This window comes from Paenibacillus alba (assembly GCF_013204855.1).
Taxonomy (GTDB): Bacteria; Bacillota; Bacilli; order Paenibacillales; family NBRC-103111; genus Paenibacillus_E; species Paenibacillus_E alba.
On the sequence record NZ_JABMKZ010000063.1, the window covers coordinates 1 to 22,089 of the forward strand.

Sequence of the window (22,089 nt, forward strand, 5' to 3'; positions counted from 1 at the left end):
CTTCATAATAACGCCTCCTAAGGTGAGTTCTGAGGGCTGCAACCCAGTACATACTCATCCTAGCGAGGCGTTCTTTTTTCTGCAAGTTCCATCTACTAACACCTACAGGAATGTTAACGGGCAGTTTAATGTGGTAAAATAAGGGTTGTGTGGTCAGGTGGGTAATAAATAAAACTATTAATGCAGTGGAATAGAATGGGGGAACATAAATGAAGAGAATATTTCTAATTATATGCCTTTACATGGGAATCTTAACAAGTATAGCCTATGCCAAGTCTGACAGCTCACAAATTAAAGCTGATGTTCTGCCCTATGGTATGTCTAGCACGATCGATTTGATGACTACAACGTCGATGTATGAACAGCCAGATAATAAACTAAAAAGTCCAGCCGCACTAAGTCCTCAGAGTGTCAAGGTTCTCAGGTTTGAATATGAAAGCCGTCTGGAACCCGATGGCTACAGCTGGCTTCAAATCCAAACTTCTTGGCTCGGGAAAATGTGGATCAAACTGGATAACACTCAGATTGGTGAGATTCAGCCTCTCTCTATCGATGTGGAGCTAGCATCCGACACTCCATTATATGATAGAGCCTCTTTCGAATCTGCCAACGGAGCTACTTTGTCCCCGCAGAAGGTGCATGTTAAACGTGCATTCATCTCACCATCTGGCTTTAATGCGTTTGAGATTGAAACCTCATGGTTGGGTGATCAGTGGTTGATTCAACCCGAGTTGAAAGGAAACGAGGGGGATGGCAAGCGTCCGTTCCACTCAGCAATCAGTCCCGATTACGGCGATCTGATGAAAGTTAATAGAATTAAACTCTTGAAATTGGCTAACCAAACCTTCATCCAGGCAAGTCTTGTGATTCAAGAGGGAGCTTGGAACGCTGGTAGGATCAGCTACGGAACGGATGAGCGTTGGGTATATGGTGAGTTGGTTTTTTGGAATAAAGAAGGAGACACGATTACACGGATTCCTTATTCATCACGGATAAGGGCGGGGGAAAGTGGGAGTGTGAACCTATTACTTGCCCTACCGGAAGGTACGGACCTCTCCAAGACTGAATGGGTGACTCTAAATCGTACCTTCCCCTTATACTTCGGACTACCGACGCCTCCTGGCGGAAATTTGCAGGATCAGGACGGAAAAGTTCGTTTGGGCATGAATAGGGTGCAGCACGGTGAGGGTTTTTCCGTAGGAAGTGCTGATATTCAAGGAAAAGTACCGGGCACACATGCATACTGGTTAACTTTGACTTTTTATGACCAGGACGATAAAGTTCTCGGCACGGCCAAGAGTCATCTAATCTTGATTGGCCCTTCAATCGGGGATGACAATGTCCCGAACGGTGAAGGAAATTGGCATCAAGCCACTTTGATAGGAGACGGGGACTGGACTAACTATCAGCGCATTGCCGTGAGAGTAGATTCCATCTCGGTGGATTGAGCTAACTGGGAAGTACGACAAGTTCTGCTATAAGCGCCAAACAGCGTGAAAAGCAGAAGATTACAAGGTGTAATCTTAACTTTACAACCGAGGATGGGAATGACGGAACCATGTATCTCGAAACCATCCCGCCAATACTCCTGCATGCGTCATGTTTAACAGAACATGTGGTGTGAAGTACAGGTAGATTCGGCAGAATGAAGGCTGGAGCCGTCTTAACAGAAAAGGTATGCCAACAGATATGTCGCACGGCTGAAAAACTGGATATGGTGAGAATGCTCGCACAGAAGCGGTCTGACGAACTTCCGAATGTACAGGTCTAAAGTTAGAGCACACGGAAACGTGTGTACCATCAGACGATGGGGTGAGTGGCGTAAAGTAAAACTTTCCCATATGAAATACGCTATGCCGAACAAAGGCGGCATCGATCTCACAGGCTTAGAGGAAGCACCTAAGTTCAGAAAAAAAAGCTAGGCTGTAAGGGACTTGGAAAACAAGGGACGTTGCTACAAGGGCTGTTACCCGAAACGGTTGCAATAAGGCATATGCCGAAATGAATTTATCCTTGTGAGGGTAGGGGCACGACCGAAGAAACCTCTGTAATGGAGGTGGGGGAACAGCCCCAAGTCTAATTGAAAAGAACGATCATTTTCCATGCGTGAATTGCACCGATCAGGTAGGAATGTGGGGACATCACTTCGTCAGGAGGGATGCCACAGTGCAAGCTTTACGAAATTGGGAGTATTACGGCATGACGGAATCCTTTACGGATTTGCACGAAAGATCAGCAAACAAAGAAACCTTCTCACATCTGTATGAGATCGTCACATCCAGAGAAAATATCTTGCTGGCTTACCGTACGATGAAGTCCAATAAAGGATCAAAGACACCAGGAACAGATGGACTAACCATCAAAGACATCGAACAACGACCCGAAAACGAATTAGTGAGTGAAATCCAAAACAGACTGCAAAACTATCGTCCCAAGAATGTCAGACGGAAGCTCATCGAAAAAGATAACGGCAAAATGAGACCGCTTGGCATCCCATGCATCCCGGGCCGCATCATCCAACAGTGCTTCAAGCAAGTCCTTGAGCCCATAGCTGAAGCCCAATTCTACAACCATAGCTATGGTTTCAGACCCCTTCGATCAGCACATCATGCCATGGCAAGAATCCAATTTCTCATCAATCAAGCGTCGATGCATTATGTAGTAGACATCGACATTTTGGGTTTCTTCGACAACGTCAACCATACGTTGCTCATGAAGCAACTTTGGAACATGGGCATCCAAGATAGAAAAGTCCTAGCATGCATTTCTAAAATGCTAAAAGCGGAAATCGAAGGGGAAGGAATACCTTTAAAGGGGGTACCTCAAGGGGGATTGCTGTCAACACTGCTCTCAAATATTGTACTGAATGACCTCGATCACTGGGTGGCCGGTCAATGGGAACTCTTTCCGCTGACGAAACCTTTCAAATCAAGAACTGGCGAAAGGTCTGCCAAAATACGGTCTAGTCTGAAAGAAGGCTATCTGGTGCGCTACGCCGACGACTTTAAAATCATCTGCAGAGATTGGAGATCGGCTCAGAGGTGGTACCATGCGGTAATTCTGTATCTCAAAGATCGCTTGAAACTCGATGTCTCTCCGGAGAAATCGCAAATCATTAACTTGCGAAAACGAGAGTCGGAATTCCTTGGGCTTACAATCCGAGCGAACAAAAAGGGTCATAAGCGAGTAGCGCATACGGGTATTAAATCGGGCAAAATGCTGAAAATGAGGAGCGAAGCCAAGAAGCACATCCTCAAAATGAGGACTTCGCCAACGGCTCTACACGCAGCACGGTTTAACAGCTTTGTTTTAGGAATCCACAATTATTTTAATCGGGCAACACATGTAAGTGTTGCGTTCTCACGTCTTGCCTACGATCTGCGAGCTTTCATGTACAATCGTCTCAAACAAATCGGGAAATATGGGCATCCTGCAAACCCACCGCCAACGTACAGTAAATTTTACAGCTTGGGTTACAGGACTTTTAAAGTAGCAGATGTTTATTTATATCCTCTTGCCAATGTGAAGACCAAGAACACGATGGGCTTTAGTACAGGTCTTTCACTCTATACCACAGTAGGCAGAGAACTAATATACAAAAAACTTCGACCAGATTTACGTCAGGAAATTTACCTCCTATCGAAATCTAGCATCCCGAATCAAAGTGTTGAATACATGGATAATCGGATTAGTCGGTACAGCATGAAGTTGGGGAAATGCGAAATTACAGGGATGTATCTCTTCGCACCCGATGTTTACTGCCACCATTATATCTCGCCTCACACAGGTGGAACCGACAAGTTTAACAACTTGCGCATCCTCCACAAGGAAGTCAGGCAACTAATCCTTCAAACACAAAAAGAGACGATTGACGTACTCACGAATAAACTTGGTTTAACGGAATTGATGATGGTTCAGATCAACAAATACCGTGAAAAGTATGCATTAGGACCAGTTTAACATATCCCAAAGCAATGAGTAACGAGGAACTTATGATTTAGTAAATTCAGTTAGAGGGAACGCGGAGTACTGGGAAACTCGTACGCTCCGTGTGGAGCAGGGGAAAAGCTGGAGATCACTTCAAATGCTTACCTATTGCAACCGATAGTTGAAAACTCTGAGGACATATTTAAACCTAAAAATGTAATCACCATTGATTTTTAGACACGACTATTTTCACTTAAGTTATTTCATAACCCTTGGTTCTTAGATTGAGCAAAATTTGAAATTCGTCACAAAATTCATAAAATAGTGTTGGAGGCTTATTATTGAGTAAATATTTACTTGTAGATGATGAAAGTGATCTTGTCATAGGTGAATGTAAAGATATTATTGGATTTCTAGATGAGCACAAGAAAATTGCTTCTTATATATATGAAATAACGTTTGTAAGCTTAAAATTCACAGGAAATTATATACAACACTGCTTAACTACTAAATCTAGAATGGGCGGAATGCACATACACATACTTTCCAAGGAGAAGGAGGCAATTGGAGCATATTTCTTCGTTCCTGAAAAACCATATCGATTTAATAAAGAGGATGCTGCTATCCAGGAAAGGATTAATTTGAAAATATCAGGCGGGTTCGCATCACCGCCGTCTATTGAAGCAACAGCGATATGGAAGAAATGGGGAATCTCAAAACCGTTAACCATTAATACCTGGGTTACACTTACGCAGAAACAAAGAAGAGGTTGGCTGGAAGTGGTCCGTATACATTCTCTCTATAACAAATATAAAGAGAAATCTGTTGAGGATAATCACTTTTACGTGGATATGACAAATGTAGTTGATATGATTTCTTTTTACTGCGCTCTCGGTGAGGCAATGAATGGACCAGGAGGGTACTACGGATTTAATCTAGATAGTCTTGAAGACTGTTTTTGTGGGGGGGTTGGGGCTACGCCACCATTTAAACTCCACCTTTTGAATGGAGAGGGAGACTTTAATGAACTGAAATACCAAGAGACAATTAAGAGTGTTGACATGAAAAAGTTGCAGCAAATTAAAGACATGCTGATTTTAAAGGATATAACAATAGTTCGTGATTACTAATCTTAAAGAACCCTGCGTAGTAGAACGCAAGGGTTCATTAATTCGATTTTGTGTCTTTTTGCGGCTGTAAATATTATTCAAGGTTTGTTACATTACTGGGGTGGAAAAGGTTTAGCGGCATTACTGAAATAAACGGCATGGGACTTATGAGTATATATCTAAAAGTTGTCCTTGGGTTTTTAATATTATTGCTTGTATTAGCTCTACTCAACGGTAAAAAGAAACTGATGATTCAAATACAGCAGATATTTTCCTAATGATGATAACACATCATCCGAAGAGTAACTCCTTAGTAACTCAACTAAACATTCCTGTTAAGGCTAAGAAATCGCCTTTGTCAAAAAAGGAGCGCCTCGGTATGATGGGTTTGTGCACGGGTTCGAAACCCAATACCATCAAGGAGGCGCTCTTACTTATGAAGTTTAAACAATCTGACGGACAAAATCAACGAATAGAACGAATTACTACATCTCATCTTGTCGTGGGTATCGACATCGCTAAGGATACTCATGTAGCACAAGCAACAAATTTTCGTGGCATAGTGCTCTCTAAGCGGCACCTATCATTTTCAAATACAATTGAAGGCTTCGAAAAATTAATGCGATGGGTTGAAGGAATCGGGCAGAAAAATTCTTTGAAAGGACTCATTATTGGTATGGAGCCGACAGGACATTACGGATTAAACTTGGCAAATTGGCTCTCCGATAAGGGGATAAGCGTGGTTATGGTGAACCCGGCTACAACGAAGCGAAACAAGGAGAACCGCGATAATTGCCAATCTAAGAATGATCCTAAAGATGCACTTGTTATTGCAGACGTGATCAGTCGAGAATTCTACTATGAGTATTCACGCCAGGCCGTTGTCTTTCAAAGGCTACGAACAATTATGAGTGATCGAGAATACTGGGTGACGAACAGTGTGCGGCTACAGAACCGAATCATCCGTTGGATCGATATTCACTTTCCTGAGTATTTTTCTGTGTTTAAAGATTGGTCCTGCAAGCGCTCCATGGCTACCCTTAAGGAATTCCCATTTCCGCAAGATATCGAGTCCTTATCCGTCTCAGACGTAATCACAAGTTGGAAAAAACATATGCAGCGAGCCGGTGGTTCTACAGGCTTACAGAAAGCTGCACAACTCATTTCTCAAGCTAAGCGAAGTGTAGGCGATACGACTGCTGTTAATGAAGCGAAGCAAGATTTGAAGCGACTTTTAGAAGAGTTTGAAAGGAATTCCGAAATACTAGATCGGATTGAAAAAGACTTAAAAGAATTGCTAAGCGAAATTCCAATAGCCGATCAGCTTCGCTCTATCAAAGGACTAGGCTCAATCTGTACTGCGGCGATTCTTTCAGGAGCTGGTGACCTAAGACAATACGTACATGGACGTCAATTATTGCGTAAAGCTGGACTGAATTTGGCTGAAAGCACGTCCGGGAAACGTAAGGGACAGATCATTCTCTCTAAAAGAGGTGATGCTGCACTGCGGAAATATCTATATCTAGCTACGATCCAACTCGTTGGGAATAATCCTGTGTTCCAAAAGTTGCATGAGAATAATGTTCAAGTTAAGCATATGAAGAAGCAACAATCTGTATTTAAACTGCTTGGAAAACTAGCAAGAATTCTTATTAGCATTGTTCAGAAGGGAGAAACTTTTTCTCCAGAGATAGCTGCCCCAGCATTTATGCAAGCTGCTTAAGTAGAACTACACAATCACGTGGATTGACTCATTCGCAGGATTTTAAAAAGAAAGCACGGAGAACCGAGTTACTGCCCGGCAAGGGCTTCTGACCCGTCCGCTAAACGCTATCGGTCTCCACGCCTTGGTCAGGTGTAACGAAGGAATGTAAGGGCATAGACCCGTCGAGTCATGGGATGGTAAGCACCAAGGAGAAGTGGAGTATGCGTGCAAAATAAAAGTACTTGGAGAAATTTTCTGAAGCGTTTCTTCTATTCCCGCATGTCCAAAATTGGAACGACAGAGTCTTATAAGCTTACTTTCCGGACGACAACTGGTAATCAGGGTAACGGAATCCTGCGAATGAGTGAGTAAAAGTGAGATAAACCCTTAAAACCGAGGGACGGGCAGTTTAACAGTAAAGCAGGATTTGGAAAATATTTGAGGAATACTTTCTAAAAACATAAATGTTCGGAAAGTTGATGATTGAAATGAATAGGAATGCTCCGAGAAAAATACATATTATTTATAAAGGGGTGTAAAAATGCCTTTTTTCATAGGAATCGTTCCACCTGAAGATTATAAAGAACAAATTTTGGTATTTCGTAATAAATGGGCTAAGACATTTCGAAATCGTTGGGATAATAACGGATTTAGGGCTCCTGTGGAGCCTCATATTACTGTCAAACTCTCAAATGGACTTACGGAGGATATGAATTGGCTTGAAAAGGTATGAGAAACTTGTTCTTCATTTCCAATCTTCCAGTTAACTTTGTCTGAACCAGGAACATTTGGAACAGCGGTTACATTCCTTAGCGTTGAATCGAAAGAGATATATAATCTACACAAGAATTTGGTTGGGGCATGAATGAAGCAGAAATTATAGAAATGAAATTGGCTGCGAGAGAAGCATTACCTCCTTTTCCAAGCTTCGATGTAACATTCGTGGGGGTATTTGATATCAAAACAAACGTACCTTTAGAAGATATCAAACTTGCCAAGTTGTTCTAATTAGATCATTGAACTAACGGGACACGCTAGTTCAATACAAATGGATTAAAACCTCTCATTAGAAGAAAACCTAGATTTAGTAGGACTAATGGGAGGAGGTTTTATTATGAATTGTGGAAACTGTATGAGGCTGATAAGCGTATCCAGGGATTTAGTATACAAACTCTAAAAGCCTACGCTCTGCAGCTAAAAATGCTGGTTAATGAACTTGGAGATATCCATATTTCAGATGTTACCCTACAGCTGTTAAAGGAATATTTAACGAAACAATCTGATCGATTGAAGCCAAGTAGTTTAGGGCATCGTATCCGCTTTGTTAGATCTTTGTTTCGCTTTGCTTACGAAGAAACCTACCTAACATCAAATCCATCTCTAAAATTAAGAGAGCCTAAGATGGAAAAACGTATTCCGAAGTTTTTAATCGAGGAAGATGTGATCCATTTGAAGATCTCTTGTCTATCCATGCGGGAACGAGCTCTTCTGGAGTTCCTGTACACTACTGGTTGCCGAGTTGGAGAAGTACAAAAGATAAACATTGAAGATTTGAACTGGGAGAATTGCTCTGCAATCGTTACGAGGGCTTGAATGGTAGCTGATTCGAATTAATTGGCAGGGAGGGCGACTATCCTATGAAAGATGTATTAATGAATAGATTAAAGACTTTCCTTCATCGTGATGATAATAGCACACTAGTAGGCAGTCCGGCGAGCCAAGAGGAAATTGCTAATGCACAGCAGAGTCTGAATGTAAACTTTCATGAGGACTATGTGCATTTTATCCGAACGTTTGGGGGGGCATATGCAGGTCTTGCGGTATATGCATTCTCAAATGGCTCCAGTCTCGGAAACGAAACGGTTGTCGATTTGACTCTCGGGGCCCGAGAGCAATTCAAGGAGCTTCCCTTTGCAGAGGTTTTACGAACCAGTTATGTCATCTCTATGGATGGTTCCGGCGATCCGATTATAATCAATGAGGCTGGAAATGTTTTGATTTGTTACCACGATATCGGGGAGATCGAGTTATTAGCGGATTCATTCGAGGCGCTGATCGAGGATAATTTTTATGAATGGTGAATGTTGTTATTACTATGATTCCAATGTCAACTTACAGCGACCCAGAGCTTGTAATGCGAAGTACAGAATTACGTTATATTATAATAGGATACAAAAGGGAGATTTATTATGAATTATAGTATTGCGGAACATTGGAATCTTGAAAAGCATGAACTGCCCGGCATTAATTGCATCGTCTTTCCAAATGGCACTGTAACAATTTTAAATTGTTACAGCCTATATGACCCCAATACAAAAAAAAGTGAATTTTTTTGCTCTCCCATGTGTGACACAACCATTGAAAGCATAGCAAAGTATAATGATGACTATTGGACGATCGTTGATGAATGGGTCAGTATTGATTATCAAGACGGGAAAATCCATGGCGGTGATGGTCAAATGGGAAATGAAGGATTTATTGCTTGTACGGATGCTAAAGACCGTTTGGTATGGGGAATATTTTTTGAAGATTCAAACCCAATAAAAAACTTGGAAATTAAAGATAAAATCCTAATCGCTATTAATGAGCATACCGAATTACAAATCAAAATCAACTTAGAAAACCTCACACAAATTAAAATGACTTGCATAAAATCAGAGTTAGGTTAAATCATTTTGTAACATATTCGGGAATAACTAAGTTAAGTGATCTAGCTATGGCGTTAAATGGAACAGAAATTCTTGACATAATTCCATGTCAAGAATATATACCGATTGCCGATTTCCCCGGAGTGTTTCAACCTTGTCGCAAATCTAATGTAGGAGAGCCATTGTACTTTGAAGAGGGGGAATTGTTAATGCAAACTGTCTATATATTGTCAGGACCAGCAGGAGTAGGGAAATCAACGACTTCCACTGCACTAGTGGACGCTTTAAAAAACAGTGCATATATCTCAGGTGATGATGTAAGTCATATGCATGTTAGGGGTCGTCAGAAGCCTTGGGAAAGCAAATCCGAGTTGTCCCTCATTTGGAATAATATCTTAAGTCTTACTCGAAATTTCGTTCTCAATGGGATTGATGTTGTAATAGATTATGTTACTTTTCCAGATGAGGCATATTGGCTAAGAGACAAGCTGATGGATTTAACCCAGAATGTGGTCTATGTGGTCTATGTGGTACTAATGACTGATCATGAGACCCTTTTAAAAAGAGACCAGTTGAGAATACCCGAACACCAGATGGGGGAACGGTGCCTTATCTTAATCCAAGAATTTAATGAATCAGGTTTAAATAGGAAATATTTGCTCGATACAGATCAGAAAAATGTTGATGAAATCAATCTGGTTATCGACGATATTATGAACAACAAACAATACAGCTTAGATGATTAAACTACCGGGTAACGATAGCACAATACTTGAACAGGCTGCCAGAATGTTGGCAGCCTGTTCAAGTAACGGGCAGGTTTCTTGAGTAATTCACCGAATAGAAGTAATAAATATGTAATGGTAATCCATGGGTAAATGACTCAATAACTCCAGGTCGGGTAAGAGCACCAGAGCCATGGGAGATACCTTAAGGGAGGCTTATGGATGAATGTATTAAAATGGTTGGAAAACTGGTATACAGACAATTGTGACGGAGATTGGGAGCATTATTACGGAATTAAAATTACAACTCTTGATAACCCTGGATGGGCTATTGACATCCGACTGGAAGGAACAGATCTTGAGGATATCAATTTCCAAACATTGAAGGTGGATCGTTCTGATCTTGATTGGGTTTACTGTAATGTTAGTGATAATCTATTTAGAGGTAGGGGCGGAAGTAATAACTTAGAAGAATTAATAGTTATTTTCCAGAAGTGGTCAGCCTTAAGTGATACAACTGATGAAGTCCTAAAGTAGTATAATCCGCGTTATTATTGTTGTACTGTTCTACTTGTACCGGCGATTAAGCTATTGGGCAGTTTTCTTTAATAGAGTGTTAAAATATGGATATATGATGCACAGGAGGGATAAATGGAAAAGCCAGTGGTGATTGAAGAATACAACGAAGAATGGTCTTTCAAATACCAGCAGGAGGAAAGGGGAATAAAGGAGATATTAGGTGTTATAGCAATTGCTATTGAACATATAGGTAGCACATCTGTTCCGGGACTAGGGGCTAAACCGATTATTGACTTCATGGTCGGAATAAATGATTTAAAAGAAGTTGAAAAATTTATCGAACCTTTATCGAAGATAGGTTATGAACATGTCTATCATAAAGAATTTCCTAATAGAAGATTCTTTAGAAAAGGTCAATGGAGAGCAGGAACGCATCATTTGCATATATACAATTATGGAAGTGAAGAGTGGAAAAACAATATTTTATTCAGGGATTATTTAAGAACCCATCCAGATGTACTAAAGCAATACAATCAATTGAAGAAAGAACTTGCTGAAAAATATCGTAATGATAGGGTTGCTTATACCAATGCCAAACATCCATTCATCATTGATGTGATTCAAAATGCCAGATTGAGTGGAAAAAATAAACTCGATTGATTACGGAATACGATAGCTCAATCAACTGCAACACGAGGCTGCCGCGGGATCGACCGCGCAGCCTCGTTAAGCTATCGGGCAGGATAATTGCAAAGGTATGGTATAATATTTGAATCAAAAAATGAAAGGAAAAAACAACTTCCATGAAGAATTTTATTATTATTGGAGCGAGCAAAGGATTAGGTGATGCCTTTGTTAAAAGATTGCCAGAAATCGGTGATAATGTATGGATAGTTTCTAGGAGTTATCCTACTAGTTTAAACCTTAACGATGGAATCAATAGATATTGGATAGAAGCTGATTTATCGAAAACTGATGCATACAACCTGATTGCGAATACAATAAATGGCCACATCATAGACGTATTAATATTTAATGCAGGGATATGGGAGAGCAACGGATTTAGAGAAGACTATGATTTTGAGAAAGATGACCCAGATGAAATTTCAAGAATCATAAATGTGAATGTAATTGCCGCAATTACAAGTATACAAAAGCTTATACCGAATTTAAAAAAGTCGGCTAACGCAAAAATTGTTTTAATTGGTTCTACTGCAGGACTTGAGAATAATGATTTTACACAAGTTTCATTTGTAGCGTCTAAGTTCGGTTTGCGAGGTATTGCCAATTCCATAAGGGAACATGTTAAAAAGTTTGGAATCGGTGTAACTTGTATAAACCCTGGTGAAATTGCTACGCAAGTTCCTTTAGAGGATGGAATTGAAAAAGTTTTGTCAGCCTACAATTATACACAAATCCCCCTTCAAGATATCGTTTCATTAGTTAAATGCGTCATAAGCCTTTCCAAAGCTTCTTGTGTAAAAGAAATAAATATCCCAGCAATGTTTGATGCGAATGCATAGTCAATTATGTTTAATTAAGTTAACGGGACACGATAGTAAAAACAGCAAGGGGCTGCCACTCGGCAGCCCTTTACCCCGCTAACGGGCAGCAGTTTAGTTCCAATATGTGTTAATGTAGAAACGGTTGAATTGTAAGTTAAATTCCTGTGAAGGAGAATGTAGAGTGGAAGAAAAACGGGAAATACAACAAATAACAGATAGTAACAAAGAACAATTTGTAAACTTATTTAATTATTATCTCTATGAGCTTTCAGTTTACTCACAGGAGGATATCGGACCAGAAGGCACATTCGATATGGAAGATATCTCGCCATATTACAGGGATGAACGGTTGTATCCTTACTTTATTAAGCTTAATGAAAAAATTCTCGGGTTTATCCTTGTTACTTCCCCTCCTTATGTTGCAGAAGATGTGGACTATTCGGTGCAGGAGTTATTTGTATTGCCCAAATATAGAGGCACGAATATTGCCAAAGATGCTGTCATGCAAATTTTTAAAATTTTTTCGGGTCGGTACGATGTGGGTATGTTCAAATCGAATGTAAGAGCGGTCAAATTCTGGACAAAGATGCTGTCATCACTTGATATTCCTGTCGTTGTGGAAGAAGGCTTTATTGAGATTAAAGGAAATGTAATACAGACGATAGGTATGAAATTTACGGTATCCGATATGAAGTTACGGTTATAAATAAGAATTGGGAGCAAATCGCATGCAAAACAATTGCAAACTAATTTTGGTGGAAGGGTTGTGTGGGACGGGCAAATCGACGTTAGCAGAACGATTGCATTACTACCTGGTACAGCAAGGCATTTCCTCCCGTTTTTATGACGAGGGTGCAATAGGGCATCCTGCGAGTTTAAATTGGCACGCTTTCTTTCGTGAAGACGAATATAAGGACCTTCTGATGCGATACCCAGACAACGTTAATGAAATCAGATCATGGGCCATAAAAAATGGTAACAATTATCTGATTCCTTATCGTGAAGTCAATGAATTCAAAGAGTTGGATGCGCTCTATTCAGAGTTGGAGTCCCGAGAGCTATGCTGGACGGATTCGCCGGTAGCCGCGCTGTCAGAGTTTACATATTCGATTCAGCGGCATTGGGCACGTTTCTCTGAGCTTGCCAGCACTTCAGAGGAGGTATATGTACTCGAAGCAGTGTTCTTTCAGCATCAAATTCATGACTTGTTAGGTCATTATCAAGCTGTTGATCACAATATCGAGCAGCATATTCAGGGAATCGCCGATCAGATTGCTGCTTTGCATCCTGTGGTGATTTATTTAACACAGCCGAGTGTGCGGGAGCAGCAGGTTTGGATTTCTTCCATCCGTTCAAAACCCCACTTTGCGACGGAACAAAATATTGGGTTTATGGAAAACCGCAAGCGGATCGAATTGAATCTGCTTGATATGCTGCCATTTCCAACCTATATAATTGAAAATGTAAACCTGGACTGGGATGAGGTCTTTAGTAATATGGTGGAGGCCATAGGTCGAAAAATCGGATAAAGTGTGCGGTAGACTTTAACAGCAATGGATTGTTAAGCTAACGCAGAACGATAGTGGAGCAGCGGATGCCGATGCATCCATTGTTTGTTCGCTGAGCTAAAGGGCAACATTCCTATTATGAGGAAATACGAGGTTTGAAAAATAAAAAGACTCCTTGGTATGATGTTTATGGGTCCCAGATGCTGGCCAGCGTCGGATCCAAAAACAAAACCAAAGGAGACTACAACATGCATTCTACTCAAAATGAACGAATTAATCAAATCACTTTTTCTACCTTAATTATCGGAATCGACATGCAAAATTCAAACATGTGGCTCGTGCGCAAGACTTCCGCGGGGTCGAGTTTGGGAAGCCACTTACGTTTGAAAACAATCGAGAAGGCTTTGAATTATTTGTGAGCTGGTTCAGGAAGATTGCGACGGAGCAAGGGTTCAAGGACGTCATAGTTGGTATGGAACCAACGGGGCACTACTGGCTAAACCTAGCCCATGGCATATATCCATCACAAAGGAAAGCAACCATTCACTTATAAGCGGCAAACTCTATATAGGTTATTTTGCATGGAACCATAAGTTTATAGACGGTTATCAGTCAATGACCCGTTACAGTGACCCAAAGATTGATGTGACTAAAACAAACGTGACTGGAAACCTTGTTTTCTGGAATGACAAAGGAGAACTCATAGAAAAAGTCCCTTACGAAGTAAAAAATGCTCAACTTGGTGAGTAACAACTAATAAACTTGCAAACTACAAGCCAAAAAGATTTATCAGGTTATGCCACAGTTACATTGGAAAGCAGCGAGCCTACTCCTACTCGTATATATGGTATGGATAAAGGACAATTGCAATATGCAAAGGATGCTGAAAACAAGGTTAGTTTTGGTATTCAAAATGTGATTAAAACAGGTGAATACAGTATTGTGAGAGGTATTCTTAATTCGAATAAACCAAACGAAGTATCGAAAGACGCATCTATTACGATTACATTTTTAGATGCTAACGGAAATAGTCTTGGTACGGCTACAACGACAATTGGAGCAGATAGAACAGGACAGGTAGACTTTGCTGTATTTATTGGAAAAGGTGACTTTACTAATTACAAATCAATAACTGTTCAAGTAGGCAAGTAGCACATGAATCAATAAACTTGTTATTTCCTCCAGTAAGGTCAGAAGGTAATACATTACTACGCTAACTGGCAGTATTCATCATAGACGAGGGCACAATTCGAAACTTTTCCCCGTTAATATTCGTCTTAAGGAGGTAAACACAATCGACATATAAAGGCGGTGAAATCTAATGAATACAACAACACGACACTTATTTTTAGGTTTGTTTTTATCGATTTTAACAGGTATAGGTTTATGGATATTAGAAACCATTGAAGGTAGTAAAATAACAACTTCTCTCTATATAGATGTTAGCTACATAGCTGTTACTTTCGGTAGTTTTTTGGCTTTCCCATTTTATTTTATTTCCTTTTTTGTTTTGGGTTTACTCGTGGACAAGTTCTTAAACAGTCATGTTTTTGCCAAACTGTTTGGCTACGCTGGTCTGGGTGGGATTTGTGGATTTGGGATTTTCAAAAAATACTACGGTGAATTTTTCGTAAGAGAATACGGGCTTAATATTGAAACATCTATTTTGGTGTTCACTTGTATAGGTTTGATTTTAGCTTTTTTGGATAAATTTATTAAAAGTAAAAGTACAGAAATAGGCTGAACTAAAGGGTACATCTGGCGCTTTTACGTATTCGAACTAAGGTTGGTTTAAGGGAGGATACTATGGAAAATGACTTAGTAAAATATCTCGGAGATCTACTTTTACATCAAGATGACAGGTTGCTAATTAAATTAAGGATGGGTGACGGTCTAGATAAAAGTAAAGTTGATGAGATTTGTGCAGTATTAAGTCAGTTAGCCATCGAGTGAGAAAATGATGATAAGATATCGAAAGTGGCAGTTGATTACTTTATTCATATAGATCCAGTTATGAATGCAACCTTGAGTACATATTCCGAGAAACAGCAAGCAGAAATCTTCATAAGGAGATAAAACTATGACAAAAAATAAATTACTACGAATGGACAACGTCCTTATCGTCGTTGACGACCTCGAAGCCGTTAAAACCTTCTTTCTCCAACTAGGATTCGAGTTGGAGGGCGAAACGACCGTCGAGGGCTCCTCCGTAGATCGTCTCATTGGCCTTCAGAACGTCCATGCTACCCTCGTGTTTATGCGCACTCCGGACGGCTACGGACGGATCGAGCTGGACAAGTTCCACACGCCGGATGCGATCAGAACTGGGCCGGAGAAGGCTCCGGTGAACGAACTCGGGATCCGCCGTATCATGTTCGCCGTCGATGACATCGATGACGTGGTCGCGCGCCTGCTTGCCCATGGCGCCGAACTGGTCGGTGAAGTGGTGCAATACGGGGACACGACTCGCCTCGCCTACATCCGCGGTCCCGAAGGCATCATCGTCGGATTGAGCGAGCAGCTCAAGTAATAAATCGGTAACTGTTACGGAGACGTTAGTGAAATGAGAAACGATATTAGCTTTGAAAGGATTATTTAAATGACAATAAAGCGAAGTACACTAAGTGTGGAAATAACCAAGAAAGTACAAATTGATTATCTCATTTCTTTTCCTGACGAATATGCAGACCAAACTCGAGAATGGGGACTAATCGTTTTTTTACATGGTATGGATATGAGAGGAGATAATGTAACTCAATTATTGAATTATGGATTGTTAGAAGTGGCTAACGAAGGTAATTTATCACTTCCTTTCGTAGTTGCGGTTCCCCAATGTCCGAGTGAGTCATATTGGAATATGGAGCGTGACGCAGTTACTGCTTTGATAGAAGAGCTTTCGGCTAATCATCGCGTAGATGGAAGACGTATTTATTTGATTGGATATAGTTTGGGAGGATATGGCGTTTGGGATTTAGCTATACATAATCCAAAAATGTTTGCAGCAATTGTGCCATTGAGTTCAGGGGGGCAAGTATCAAAAGCAGAGAAGCTCAAAGACATATCAATTTGGGCTTTTCATGGGGCTAAAGATGATATTGTCCCACTAGAACAAATGACGGATATGGTATCCGCTATAGAAAAGCATCAAGGGAACGTTAGACTTACTATATATCCAGATTTGGGACATGACATAATGCGAGAAACATTGAGTAATCAAGAGTTATATTCATGGTTACTAGAACAAACAAAGTAAGATACCTTCGCTCAGCTCCCTCGGAACTATAGCTCAATAATAAAACAACCTGCCGGCATATTCCTTAGCCTGTTCAAGTATCGTAATGAACATTAACCAAGTATGGTAATATTGGTTATTTACACAAATAAGGAAAATGAAAGGGGATGGAGATTATTTTTAGAGACGCACAACATGCCTGGAATCCTACTCCGGAAGAAATAAGAGCATGGGCATACAGTGATGAGAAGATTCCAGATCAAGATTGGGAGTTGGCTGTAAATAGTTTTGAAAATATACCGATGATCTGTTCATTTATTGACGACGACAACTGCAATGAATATCACACTTCATTTTTTCTTAGCAGCCTCTACGTTTTCACAGGAGATATCGTTAAGTCAGGAGAAATTAAAGAAACAGCGAGGCTATCTGTGTTATTAGAAAAAGTGGAAATGACAGCTAAATCGGTAAAACTAAATGACTGGATCAAACGCTCTAAGCACCTTATTCAGCAACCAAAGACCTATGATTATGCCTACTGGGGGCTTTTTTCCAAGTACGTTTACTAAACTAACGAAAAATTTAGTTCAATAAACAAACAGGGAGCAGATTGCCGCGGCAGCTGCTCCCTGTTTTCATTGAAGCAACGGGAGCTTAGTTCAACGCACATTTATGATAAAATGAGATCAATGCTTCTTCTCATTAATAGGAGTGAAGAGTATGGATTCTGTAGTGGTTAATTTAAATATTGATGAGGACACTCCCGAGTTTACTAACAAAGATAACGTTGGACAGATTGAAATTTTAGGGAATAATCGAGTGATGATTACTTTAAGTAAAAATGGAATATTGGTTTTGCACAGGAATTATTAAGACTGGCTCATAATAATCTTACAGACGGCTATCATATACACTTTGATCCCAGCGAGAAAGGGTATGTTTCCCAAAAAATGGGCTTTTTCGCAATGCCCAACAGTGCTGAACTAATAATTTCTTGCGGAGATTTTGGGCCGATTGATTCCTATCTGAAAGAGTAAATAAGGGAAGCAACTTAGGGGAACAGCTGGGGGACTAAACTAACGGAAAAGTATGACAAGTTCTGCTATAAGCGACTAACTTCGTGAAAAGCAGGAGATTGCAATGAGTAATCTTAACTTTACAACCGAGGATGGGAATGAGGGAACCATGTATCCCGAAACCATTCCGCCAATACTCCTGCGCGCGTCATGACTAACAGGTCATGTAGTGTGAAGTACAGGTAGATTCGGCAGAACGAAGGCTGGAGCCATTCGAATAGAAAAGGTATGCTAACGGATATGCCGCGTGGCTGAAAAACTGGATATGGTGAGAATGTTCAAACAGACTGAACTGACGAACTTCCGAATGTACAGGTCTAAAGTTAGAACATATGGAAACATATGTACCATCAAACGATGGGGTGGGCGGCGTAAAGTAAAAATTTTTCCTATGAAATACGCTATGCCGAACTATGGCGGCATTGGTCTCATAGGCCTAGAGGAAGCACCTAAGTCCAGAAAGAATAGCTAGGATGTAAGGGACTTGGAAAGCAAGGGACGTTGCAACAAGGGCTGTTACCCGAAACGGTTGTTATAAGGCGCATGCCGAAATACATTAATCCTTGTGAGGGCAGGGGCACGACTGATGAATCTCCTGTAATGGGAGTGGAGGAGCAGCCCCAAGTCTAACTGAAAAGAAAAATTGTTTTCCAAGCGTGAATTGCACCGATCAGGTAGGAACGTGGGGACATCAATGGATGCCACAGTGCAAGCTACTAGGATGAAATATCCTTGAGTAACGAGGAACTTATGATTTAGTAAATTCAGTTAGAGGGAACGCCGGATGCCGGGAAACTGGCACGTCCGGTGTGGAGCAGGGGAAAAGCTGGAGATGACTTCAAATGCTTACCTATTGCAACCAATAGTTGAGGGGCTTGCATCGCGGAAGCTCCTCATTTGTGTATTAAAGTAAAGGGAGTTTAACGCAGGATTTGAATGATAATTCGTCAAATATTTTCAGTAACGTATTTGCCCTAGGAAGGAATGAAAAAAATGAAATTGGTCTTATTTGGTGACAGTATTACGGCAAGAACAGAAGGTCACGACATTCCTTTATTAACAATAAAACTTGAAGATAAATTAAGTGGAAATTGGGATATCATTAACGCTGGCATGCCAGGTAACAATACATTCGATGCTCTCGAAAGAATTGAGAAAGATGTCTTACTTCATAATGCAGAGTTCGTGACTGTTTTATTTGGAGCAAATGATGCTGCATTTCACAAAATGGTTCAACTGAATGACTTTGAAAGGAACCTCAACAATATTGTAACAGCGATAACTCCAAAGAAGACGATACTTATTAGTCCTACACCAGTTGACGAAGGATTACAACATGCACGGACTAACGCCATGCTTAAGCAATATACAGAAATCGTAAGAGCAGTGAGCGAAGCAACTGGCAGTCATTATATAGACCTGTTCTCAAGCATGGTTAACCTTCATAATTTGTCCGAGATTTTGAAAGGTATTAGAAATGATGGACTTCATTTTGGTGAACTTGGTTATGATTATATATCCGATAAGATTTGCGAAGAATTACTTATTCTTGCTGCAAAGGCGTTAAACTAACGCAGAACGTTAGCTCAATGAACTAAATGAAAAATGCAGCCGACGAATCGGTTGCTTTTCAAACGGGTAGATTATATCAACAATAGGGGCTGGAAAAAAGAGGATTATTAGTGCCTTTCTTGAATAATAAAAAGCTATTGAATCGAACTATAAAGTGGGTGATAGCATGAACTTACAGACACTTTTCCTGGAACAGATCCTTTCACAGTCTTCATTAGGTGGCCATGCAAGTGATGTATGGCTTGTAAATACAATTTCCGGTGAATATGTTGTAAGATCATCGGGAGTGGATGAAAGTGTGGATGCTCCATTTCTGTGGGTTTGTAGGAACTTATTCGGAATTGAATTAAGTCGCACATATGATATTGAAAGAATCAACCTTTTCTTACAGCAAACAACAACTAAAATTTGTGTACCTAATGTTCTTTCAAAGGGATTAATTGACGGAAGACAATTTGTAATTGTAGAAAAAATGAAGGGCTCACCGCTCGATTTCTTAAATAAGCCGGCAGAGATGATGAAAGAATTTGGTAGAACCATTGGTGAAATTCATGCACGTGAATTTTATGAATGCGGTGCCCCGAACGGTACTTTTCGATATACCTTAAGAGATTTCCCTCAAAAACTTACAAACACTATACGTAACTTGTCCTCACGATATTACTTGTCCAATGATGATGTTACCAAAATGACAGAGTATTACTGTTCATTAGCCTCTAAATTGCCCGTCCCCAAAAGTGCCTCATATATAATGTTGGATATGGATCCACGACAGTTTCTTGCAGACGAAGAGCGAGTGAGAGCAATAGTTGATACTGAAGCCTATGTAATAGGACCGAGAGAATTCGAACTCTCGGCTTTGGAATGTTCCCTAGATCAATTCAGTGCGGATAACTTTATGACTGGGTACCGCTCGGTACTACCTTTCCCTGACTTAACTCCCGTCCGTGATGTCTATCGGTTCATGTTCTACTTAATGGAAATAAAAGGCCCTTCTGTTGATTATGATAATTGGTCTTCATTTCCACATTACTTCAGTAAACTTAGTAAGAGAGTTGAATAAGAAAACGATAAGGCTGCCGAGAAAACGTTCGGTAGCCTTCATTATGCTAAAGAGCAGTAGAGTTCACAATTGAAAAGCTATTCGTGATAAAATGAATTGAGGAGTTATTATCCAAAATATAGTGCCGATATTGATGAGGTGTTGAATAGAATTTAACATAGAAAGTTCTTTTGGAGAAATAACAGAAGAAGATATTGTAGCAGTTGAGGAAAGATATGGTTTCAGTCTTCCAGAGGATTATAAAGATTTTTTATTGAAATATAATGGCGGAAAACCAAAATGCAGAAAGTTCACAACTAAGGATGGAAGAGTAATAAGTCGTTTGATGTATTTCCTACCTTTGATCCATAAAGAAGTGCTGTGTTTAGCAGTTGCTTTTTTAATTTTCACTAAAGAAAATGAACTTCCCTCCAATTTAATCCCTATTGGAGAAGATCCAATAAAAAATTTTGTTTGTATCTCTGTTGCAGGGAAGATAATTACCTTCTCTGCTATGCTTTGAGTAACGAGGGGAGGCGATATCATGGATATGCTGGCGAAACTGAACAAAGCTTTAAGCTATATTGAGGAGAATCTTACTGATCGTGTGGACTATCAGGAGGCTGCGAAAATTGCCTGCTGTTCGGAATATCATTTTACACGGATGTTCTCATTCCTTGCAGGCATTACTCTGTCGGAATACATCCGCCGAAGACGCCTAACTTTGGCAGCACTCGAGCTAAGCCACAGTGACATCAAGATCATCGATGCTGCGATGAAATACGGATATACCTCGCCGGATTCTTTTACTAGGGCTTTCCAAAGCATGCATGGGATTACTCCCTCTGAAGCCCGGATCCAAGGACAGTCCCTCAAAGCCTTTCCGCGGATGACGTTTCAGCTGACTATCAAAGGAGGAAGTGAAATGAACTACCGTATTGAAGACAAAGAGGCTTTTCGCATAGTGGGGATCAAAAAAAGAGTGCCAATAGTATTTCAGGGGGTGAATCCGGAGATTGCGTCGATGTTTGAAGGACTCACGCCAGAAATGATTGAAAAGATTAAGGGATTCTCTAATGCTCTACCTTCAGGACTAATCAGTGCTTCCACGAATTTCAGTGAAGGGCGGATGGAGGAGAAAGGAGAACTCGATCATTACATCGGGGCGGCCACAACGAAAGAAGCACGAGATGGATTCGCCCAGCTGGAGGTGCCAGCCTCTACATGGGCTGTATTCACAGCCGTCGGCCCTTTTCCTAGTGCGCTTCAAGAGATCTGGGGACGCATTTATTCCGAATGGTTTCCGTCCTCGGAATATGAGCTGAGCGAAGGGCCTGAAATGCTCTGGAATGAGCACAAAGATGTAGCATCGCCGCAATTTAAAAGCGAAATATGGATACCCATTAAAAAGAAATAAGCAGTGTTTGTTGAAGTATCTTTCGAATTGGGGTTGGCAACTGTGTCAAATAGAGGGGTGCTCTTTAATGACCAGGTGTACTCATGTGCAAACATGATCAAAAT

At 40.5% G+C, this 22,089-nt stretch carries 26 protein-coding genes and 1 pseudogene; all 27 read left to right on the forward strand.

The features are described 5' to 3' along the window. Positions 1 to 209 precede the first annotated feature (209 nt). The 27 genes and pseudogenes from HQN90_RS36600 (at position 210) to HQN90_RS36725 (ending at position 21,985) form a co-directional block, all read left to right on the forward strand. Positions 210 to 1,448, forward strand: a complete 1,239-nt coding sequence (locus HQN90_RS36600) for a hypothetical protein (protein ID WP_173227761.1) — start codon at positions 210 to 212, stop codon at positions 1,446 to 1,448. 718 nt (positions 1,449 to 2,166) lie between these two features. Beyond that, positions 2,167 to 3,960 (forward strand): group II intron reverse transcriptase/maturase, encoded by a 1,794-nt coding sequence (gene ltrA, locus HQN90_RS36605; RefSeq protein WP_173227762.1) that lies wholly within the window; start codon positions 2,167 to 2,169, stop codon positions 3,958 to 3,960. Positions 3,961 to 4,268: 308 nt separating this feature from the next. Continuing rightward, on the forward strand, positions 4,269 to 5,057 hold the full coding sequence (locus HQN90_RS36610) for a barstar family protein (protein WP_216855565.1): 789 nt from the start codon (positions 4,269 to 4,271) through the stop codon (positions 5,055 to 5,057). Between the two features lie 415 nt (positions 5,058 to 5,472). Next, positions 5,473 to 6,759 carry an IS110 family RNA-guided transposase gene (locus HQN90_RS36615; protein WP_173227763.1) on the forward strand — a complete coding sequence of 429 codons (1,287 nt, stop codon included), beginning with the start codon at positions 5,473 to 5,475 and terminating at the stop codon, positions 6,757 to 6,759. A gap of 843 nt (positions 6,760 to 7,602) precedes the next feature. Continuing rightward, a complete protein-coding gene (locus HQN90_RS36620) occupies positions 7,603 to 7,749 on the forward strand; it encodes a hypothetical protein (RefSeq protein WP_173227764.1) in 147 nt (48 codons plus the stop codon). Positions 7,750 to 7,860: 111 nt separating this feature from the next. Then, complete coding sequence (locus tag HQN90_RS36625; protein ID WP_246363008.1) at positions 7,861 to 8,334, forward strand: tyrosine-type recombinase/integrase; 474 nt, start codon at positions 7,861 to 7,863, stop codon at positions 8,332 to 8,334. A 44-nt stretch (positions 8,335 to 8,378) separates the two neighbouring features. After that, entirely contained in the window at positions 8,379 to 8,822 is a 444-nt protein-coding gene (locus tag HQN90_RS36630; protein ID WP_173227765.1) for an SMI1/KNR4 family protein, read from the forward strand. Between the two features lie 108 nt (positions 8,823 to 8,930). Beyond that, positions 8,931 to 9,410 (forward strand): hypothetical protein, encoded by a 480-nt coding sequence (locus HQN90_RS36635; protein ID WP_173227766.1) that lies wholly within the window; start codon positions 8,931 to 8,933, stop codon positions 9,408 to 9,410. 47 nt (positions 9,411 to 9,457) lie between these two features. After that, positions 9,458 to 10,135: an AAA family ATPase gene (locus tag HQN90_RS36640; protein ID WP_246363009.1), complete on the forward strand. Its 678-nt coding sequence runs from the start codon at positions 9,458 to 9,460 to the stop codon at positions 10,133 to 10,135. Between the two features lie 201 nt (positions 10,136 to 10,336). Next, positions 10,337 to 10,651, forward strand: a complete 315-nt coding sequence (locus HQN90_RS36645; RefSeq protein ID WP_173227767.1) for an immunity 53 family protein — start codon at positions 10,337 to 10,339, stop codon at positions 10,649 to 10,651. Positions 10,652 to 10,765: 114 nt separating this feature from the next. Beyond that, positions 10,766 to 11,293 carry a GrpB family protein gene (locus HQN90_RS36650; protein ID WP_173227768.1) on the forward strand — a complete coding sequence of 176 codons (528 nt, stop codon included), beginning with the start codon at positions 10,766 to 10,768 and terminating at the stop codon, positions 11,291 to 11,293. A 143-nt stretch (positions 11,294 to 11,436) separates the two neighbouring features. Further along, entirely contained in the window at positions 11,437 to 12,156 is a 720-nt protein-coding gene (locus tag HQN90_RS36655; protein ID WP_173227769.1) for an SDR family NAD(P)-dependent oxidoreductase, read from the forward strand. Positions 12,157 to 12,319: 163 nt separating this feature from the next. After that, complete coding sequence (locus tag HQN90_RS36660; RefSeq protein ID WP_173227770.1) at positions 12,320 to 12,844, forward strand: GNAT family N-acetyltransferase; 525 nt, start codon at positions 12,320 to 12,322, stop codon at positions 12,842 to 12,844. Between the two features lie 22 nt (positions 12,845 to 12,866). Beyond that, the gene (locus HQN90_RS36665; RefSeq protein WP_173227771.1) at positions 12,867 to 13,667 is read left to right on the forward strand and encodes a P-loop NTPase family protein; all 801 of its coding nucleotides are present in this window, start codon (positions 12,867 to 12,869) and stop codon (positions 13,665 to 13,667) included. Positions 13,668 to 13,894: 227 nt separating this feature from the next. Further along, positions 13,895 to 14,157: pseudogene (locus HQN90_RS36670) on the forward strand (IS110 family transposase); the annotation flags it as partial. A gap of 251 nt (positions 14,158 to 14,408) precedes the next feature. Then, the gene (locus tag HQN90_RS36675; protein WP_173227772.1) at positions 14,409 to 14,798 is read left to right on the forward strand and encodes a hypothetical protein; all 390 of its coding nucleotides are present in this window, start codon (positions 14,409 to 14,411) and stop codon (positions 14,796 to 14,798) included. A gap of 169 nt (positions 14,799 to 14,967) precedes the next feature. Beyond that, positions 14,968 to 15,390 carry a hypothetical protein gene (locus HQN90_RS36680; RefSeq protein ID WP_173227773.1) on the forward strand — a complete coding sequence of 141 codons (423 nt, stop codon included), beginning with the start codon at positions 14,968 to 14,970 and terminating at the stop codon, positions 15,388 to 15,390. Between the two features lie 62 nt (positions 15,391 to 15,452). Continuing rightward, positions 15,453 to 15,599 (forward strand): hypothetical protein, encoded by a 147-nt coding sequence (locus HQN90_RS36685; RefSeq protein ID WP_173227774.1) that lies wholly within the window; start codon positions 15,453 to 15,455, stop codon positions 15,597 to 15,599. Between the two features lie 127 nt (positions 15,600 to 15,726). Beyond that, entirely contained in the window at positions 15,727 to 16,176 is a 450-nt protein-coding gene (locus HQN90_RS36690; protein ID WP_173227775.1) for a VOC family protein, read from the forward strand. A 69-nt stretch (positions 16,177 to 16,245) separates the two neighbouring features. Continuing rightward, on the forward strand, positions 16,246 to 16,899 hold the full coding sequence (locus HQN90_RS36695; RefSeq protein ID WP_173227776.1) for a carboxylesterase family protein: 654 nt from the start codon (positions 16,246 to 16,248) through the stop codon (positions 16,897 to 16,899). A 146-nt stretch (positions 16,900 to 17,045) separates the two neighbouring features. Beyond that, positions 17,046 to 17,447: a hypothetical protein gene (locus HQN90_RS36700; RefSeq protein WP_173227777.1), complete on the forward strand. Its 402-nt coding sequence runs from the start codon at positions 17,046 to 17,048 to the stop codon at positions 17,445 to 17,447. Between the two features lie 151 nt (positions 17,448 to 17,598). After that, positions 17,599 to 17,751: a hypothetical protein gene (locus HQN90_RS36705; RefSeq protein WP_173227778.1), complete on the forward strand. Its 153-nt coding sequence runs from the start codon at positions 17,599 to 17,601 to the stop codon at positions 17,749 to 17,751. A 35-nt stretch (positions 17,752 to 17,786) separates the two neighbouring features. Continuing rightward, positions 17,787 to 17,915: a hypothetical protein gene (locus HQN90_RS40095; protein WP_420851110.1), complete on the forward strand. Its 129-nt coding sequence runs from the start codon at positions 17,787 to 17,789 to the stop codon at positions 17,913 to 17,915. A 1,032-nt stretch (positions 17,916 to 18,947) separates the two neighbouring features. Next, entirely contained in the window at positions 18,948 to 19,526 is a 579-nt protein-coding gene (locus HQN90_RS36710; protein WP_173227779.1) for a GDSL-type esterase/lipase family protein, read from the forward strand. 166 nt (positions 19,527 to 19,692) lie between these two features. Further along, the gene (locus tag HQN90_RS36715; RefSeq protein ID WP_173227780.1) at positions 19,693 to 20,589 is read left to right on the forward strand and encodes a phosphotransferase; all 897 of its coding nucleotides are present in this window, start codon (positions 19,693 to 19,695) and stop codon (positions 20,587 to 20,589) included. Between the two features lie 178 nt (positions 20,590 to 20,767). Next, complete coding sequence (locus HQN90_RS40100; RefSeq protein ID WP_420851111.1) at positions 20,768 to 21,091, forward strand: SMI1/KNR4 family protein; 324 nt, start codon at positions 20,768 to 20,770, stop codon at positions 21,089 to 21,091. A 21-nt stretch (positions 21,092 to 21,112) separates the two neighbouring features. Next, positions 21,113 to 21,985: an AraC family transcriptional regulator gene (locus tag HQN90_RS36725; RefSeq protein ID WP_173227781.1), complete on the forward strand. Its 873-nt coding sequence runs from the start codon at positions 21,113 to 21,115 to the stop codon at positions 21,983 to 21,985. The last annotated feature ends 104 nt before the right edge of the window (positions 21,986 to 22,089 follow it).

Bases quoted from the DNA above. Each gene is read 5' to 3' on its own strand.
- HQN90_RS36600 (WP_173227761.1), top strand. From the start codon at position 210: ATGAAGAGAATATTTCTAATTATATGCCTTTACATGGGAATCTTAACA.
- HQN90_RS36615 (WP_173227763.1), top strand. From the start codon at position 5,473: ATGAAGTTTAAACAATCTGACGGACAAAATCAACGAATAGAACGAATT.
- HQN90_RS36620 (WP_173227764.1), top strand. From the start codon at position 7,603: ATGAATGAAGCAGAAATTATAGAAATGAAATTGGCTGCGAGAGAAGCA.
- HQN90_RS36630 (WP_173227765.1), top strand. From the start codon at position 8,379: ATGAAAGATGTATTAATGAATAGATTAAAGACTTTCCTTCATCGTGAT.
- HQN90_RS36635 (WP_173227766.1), top strand. From the start codon at position 8,931: ATGAATTATAGTATTGCGGAACATTGGAATCTTGAAAAGCATGAACTG.
- HQN90_RS36640 (WP_246363009.1), top strand. From the start codon at position 9,458: ATGGCGTTAAATGGAACAGAAATTCTTGACATAATTCCATGTCAAGAA.
- HQN90_RS36645 (WP_173227767.1), top strand. From the start codon at position 10,337: ATGAATGTATTAAAATGGTTGGAAAACTGGTATACAGACAATTGTGAC.
- HQN90_RS36650 (WP_173227768.1), top strand. From the start codon at position 10,766: ATGGAAAAGCCAGTGGTGATTGAAGAATACAACGAAGAATGGTCTTTC.
- HQN90_RS36655 (WP_173227769.1), top strand. From the start codon at position 11,437: ATGAAGAATTTTATTATTATTGGAGCGAGCAAAGGATTAGGTGATGCC.
- HQN90_RS36665 (WP_173227771.1), top strand. From the start codon at position 12,867: ATGCAAAACAATTGCAAACTAATTTTGGTGGAAGGGTTGTGTGGGACG.
- HQN90_RS36680 (WP_173227773.1), top strand. From the start codon at position 14,968: ATGAATACAACAACACGACACTTATTTTTAGGTTTGTTTTTATCGATT.
- HQN90_RS36685 (WP_173227774.1), top strand. From the start codon at position 15,453: ATGGAAAATGACTTAGTAAAATATCTCGGAGATCTACTTTTACATCAA.
- HQN90_RS36690 (WP_173227775.1), top strand. From the start codon at position 15,727: ATGACAAAAAATAAATTACTACGAATGGACAACGTCCTTATCGTCGTT.
- HQN90_RS36695 (WP_173227776.1), top strand. From the start codon at position 16,246: ATGACAATAAAGCGAAGTACACTAAGTGTGGAAATAACCAAGAAAGTA.
- HQN90_RS36700 (WP_173227777.1), top strand. From the start codon at position 17,046: ATGGAGATTATTTTTAGAGACGCACAACATGCCTGGAATCCTACTCCG.
- HQN90_RS36705 (WP_173227778.1), top strand. From the start codon at position 17,599: ATGGATTCTGTAGTGGTTAATTTAAATATTGATGAGGACACTCCCGAG.
- HQN90_RS36710 (WP_173227779.1), top strand. From the start codon at position 18,948: ATGAAATTGGTCTTATTTGGTGACAGTATTACGGCAAGAACAGAAGGT.
- HQN90_RS36715 (WP_173227780.1), top strand. From the start codon at position 19,693: ATGAACTTACAGACACTTTTCCTGGAACAGATCCTTTCACAGTCTTCA.
- HQN90_RS36725 (WP_173227781.1), top strand. From the start codon at position 21,113: ATGGATATGCTGGCGAAACTGAACAAAGCTTTAAGCTATATTGAGGAG.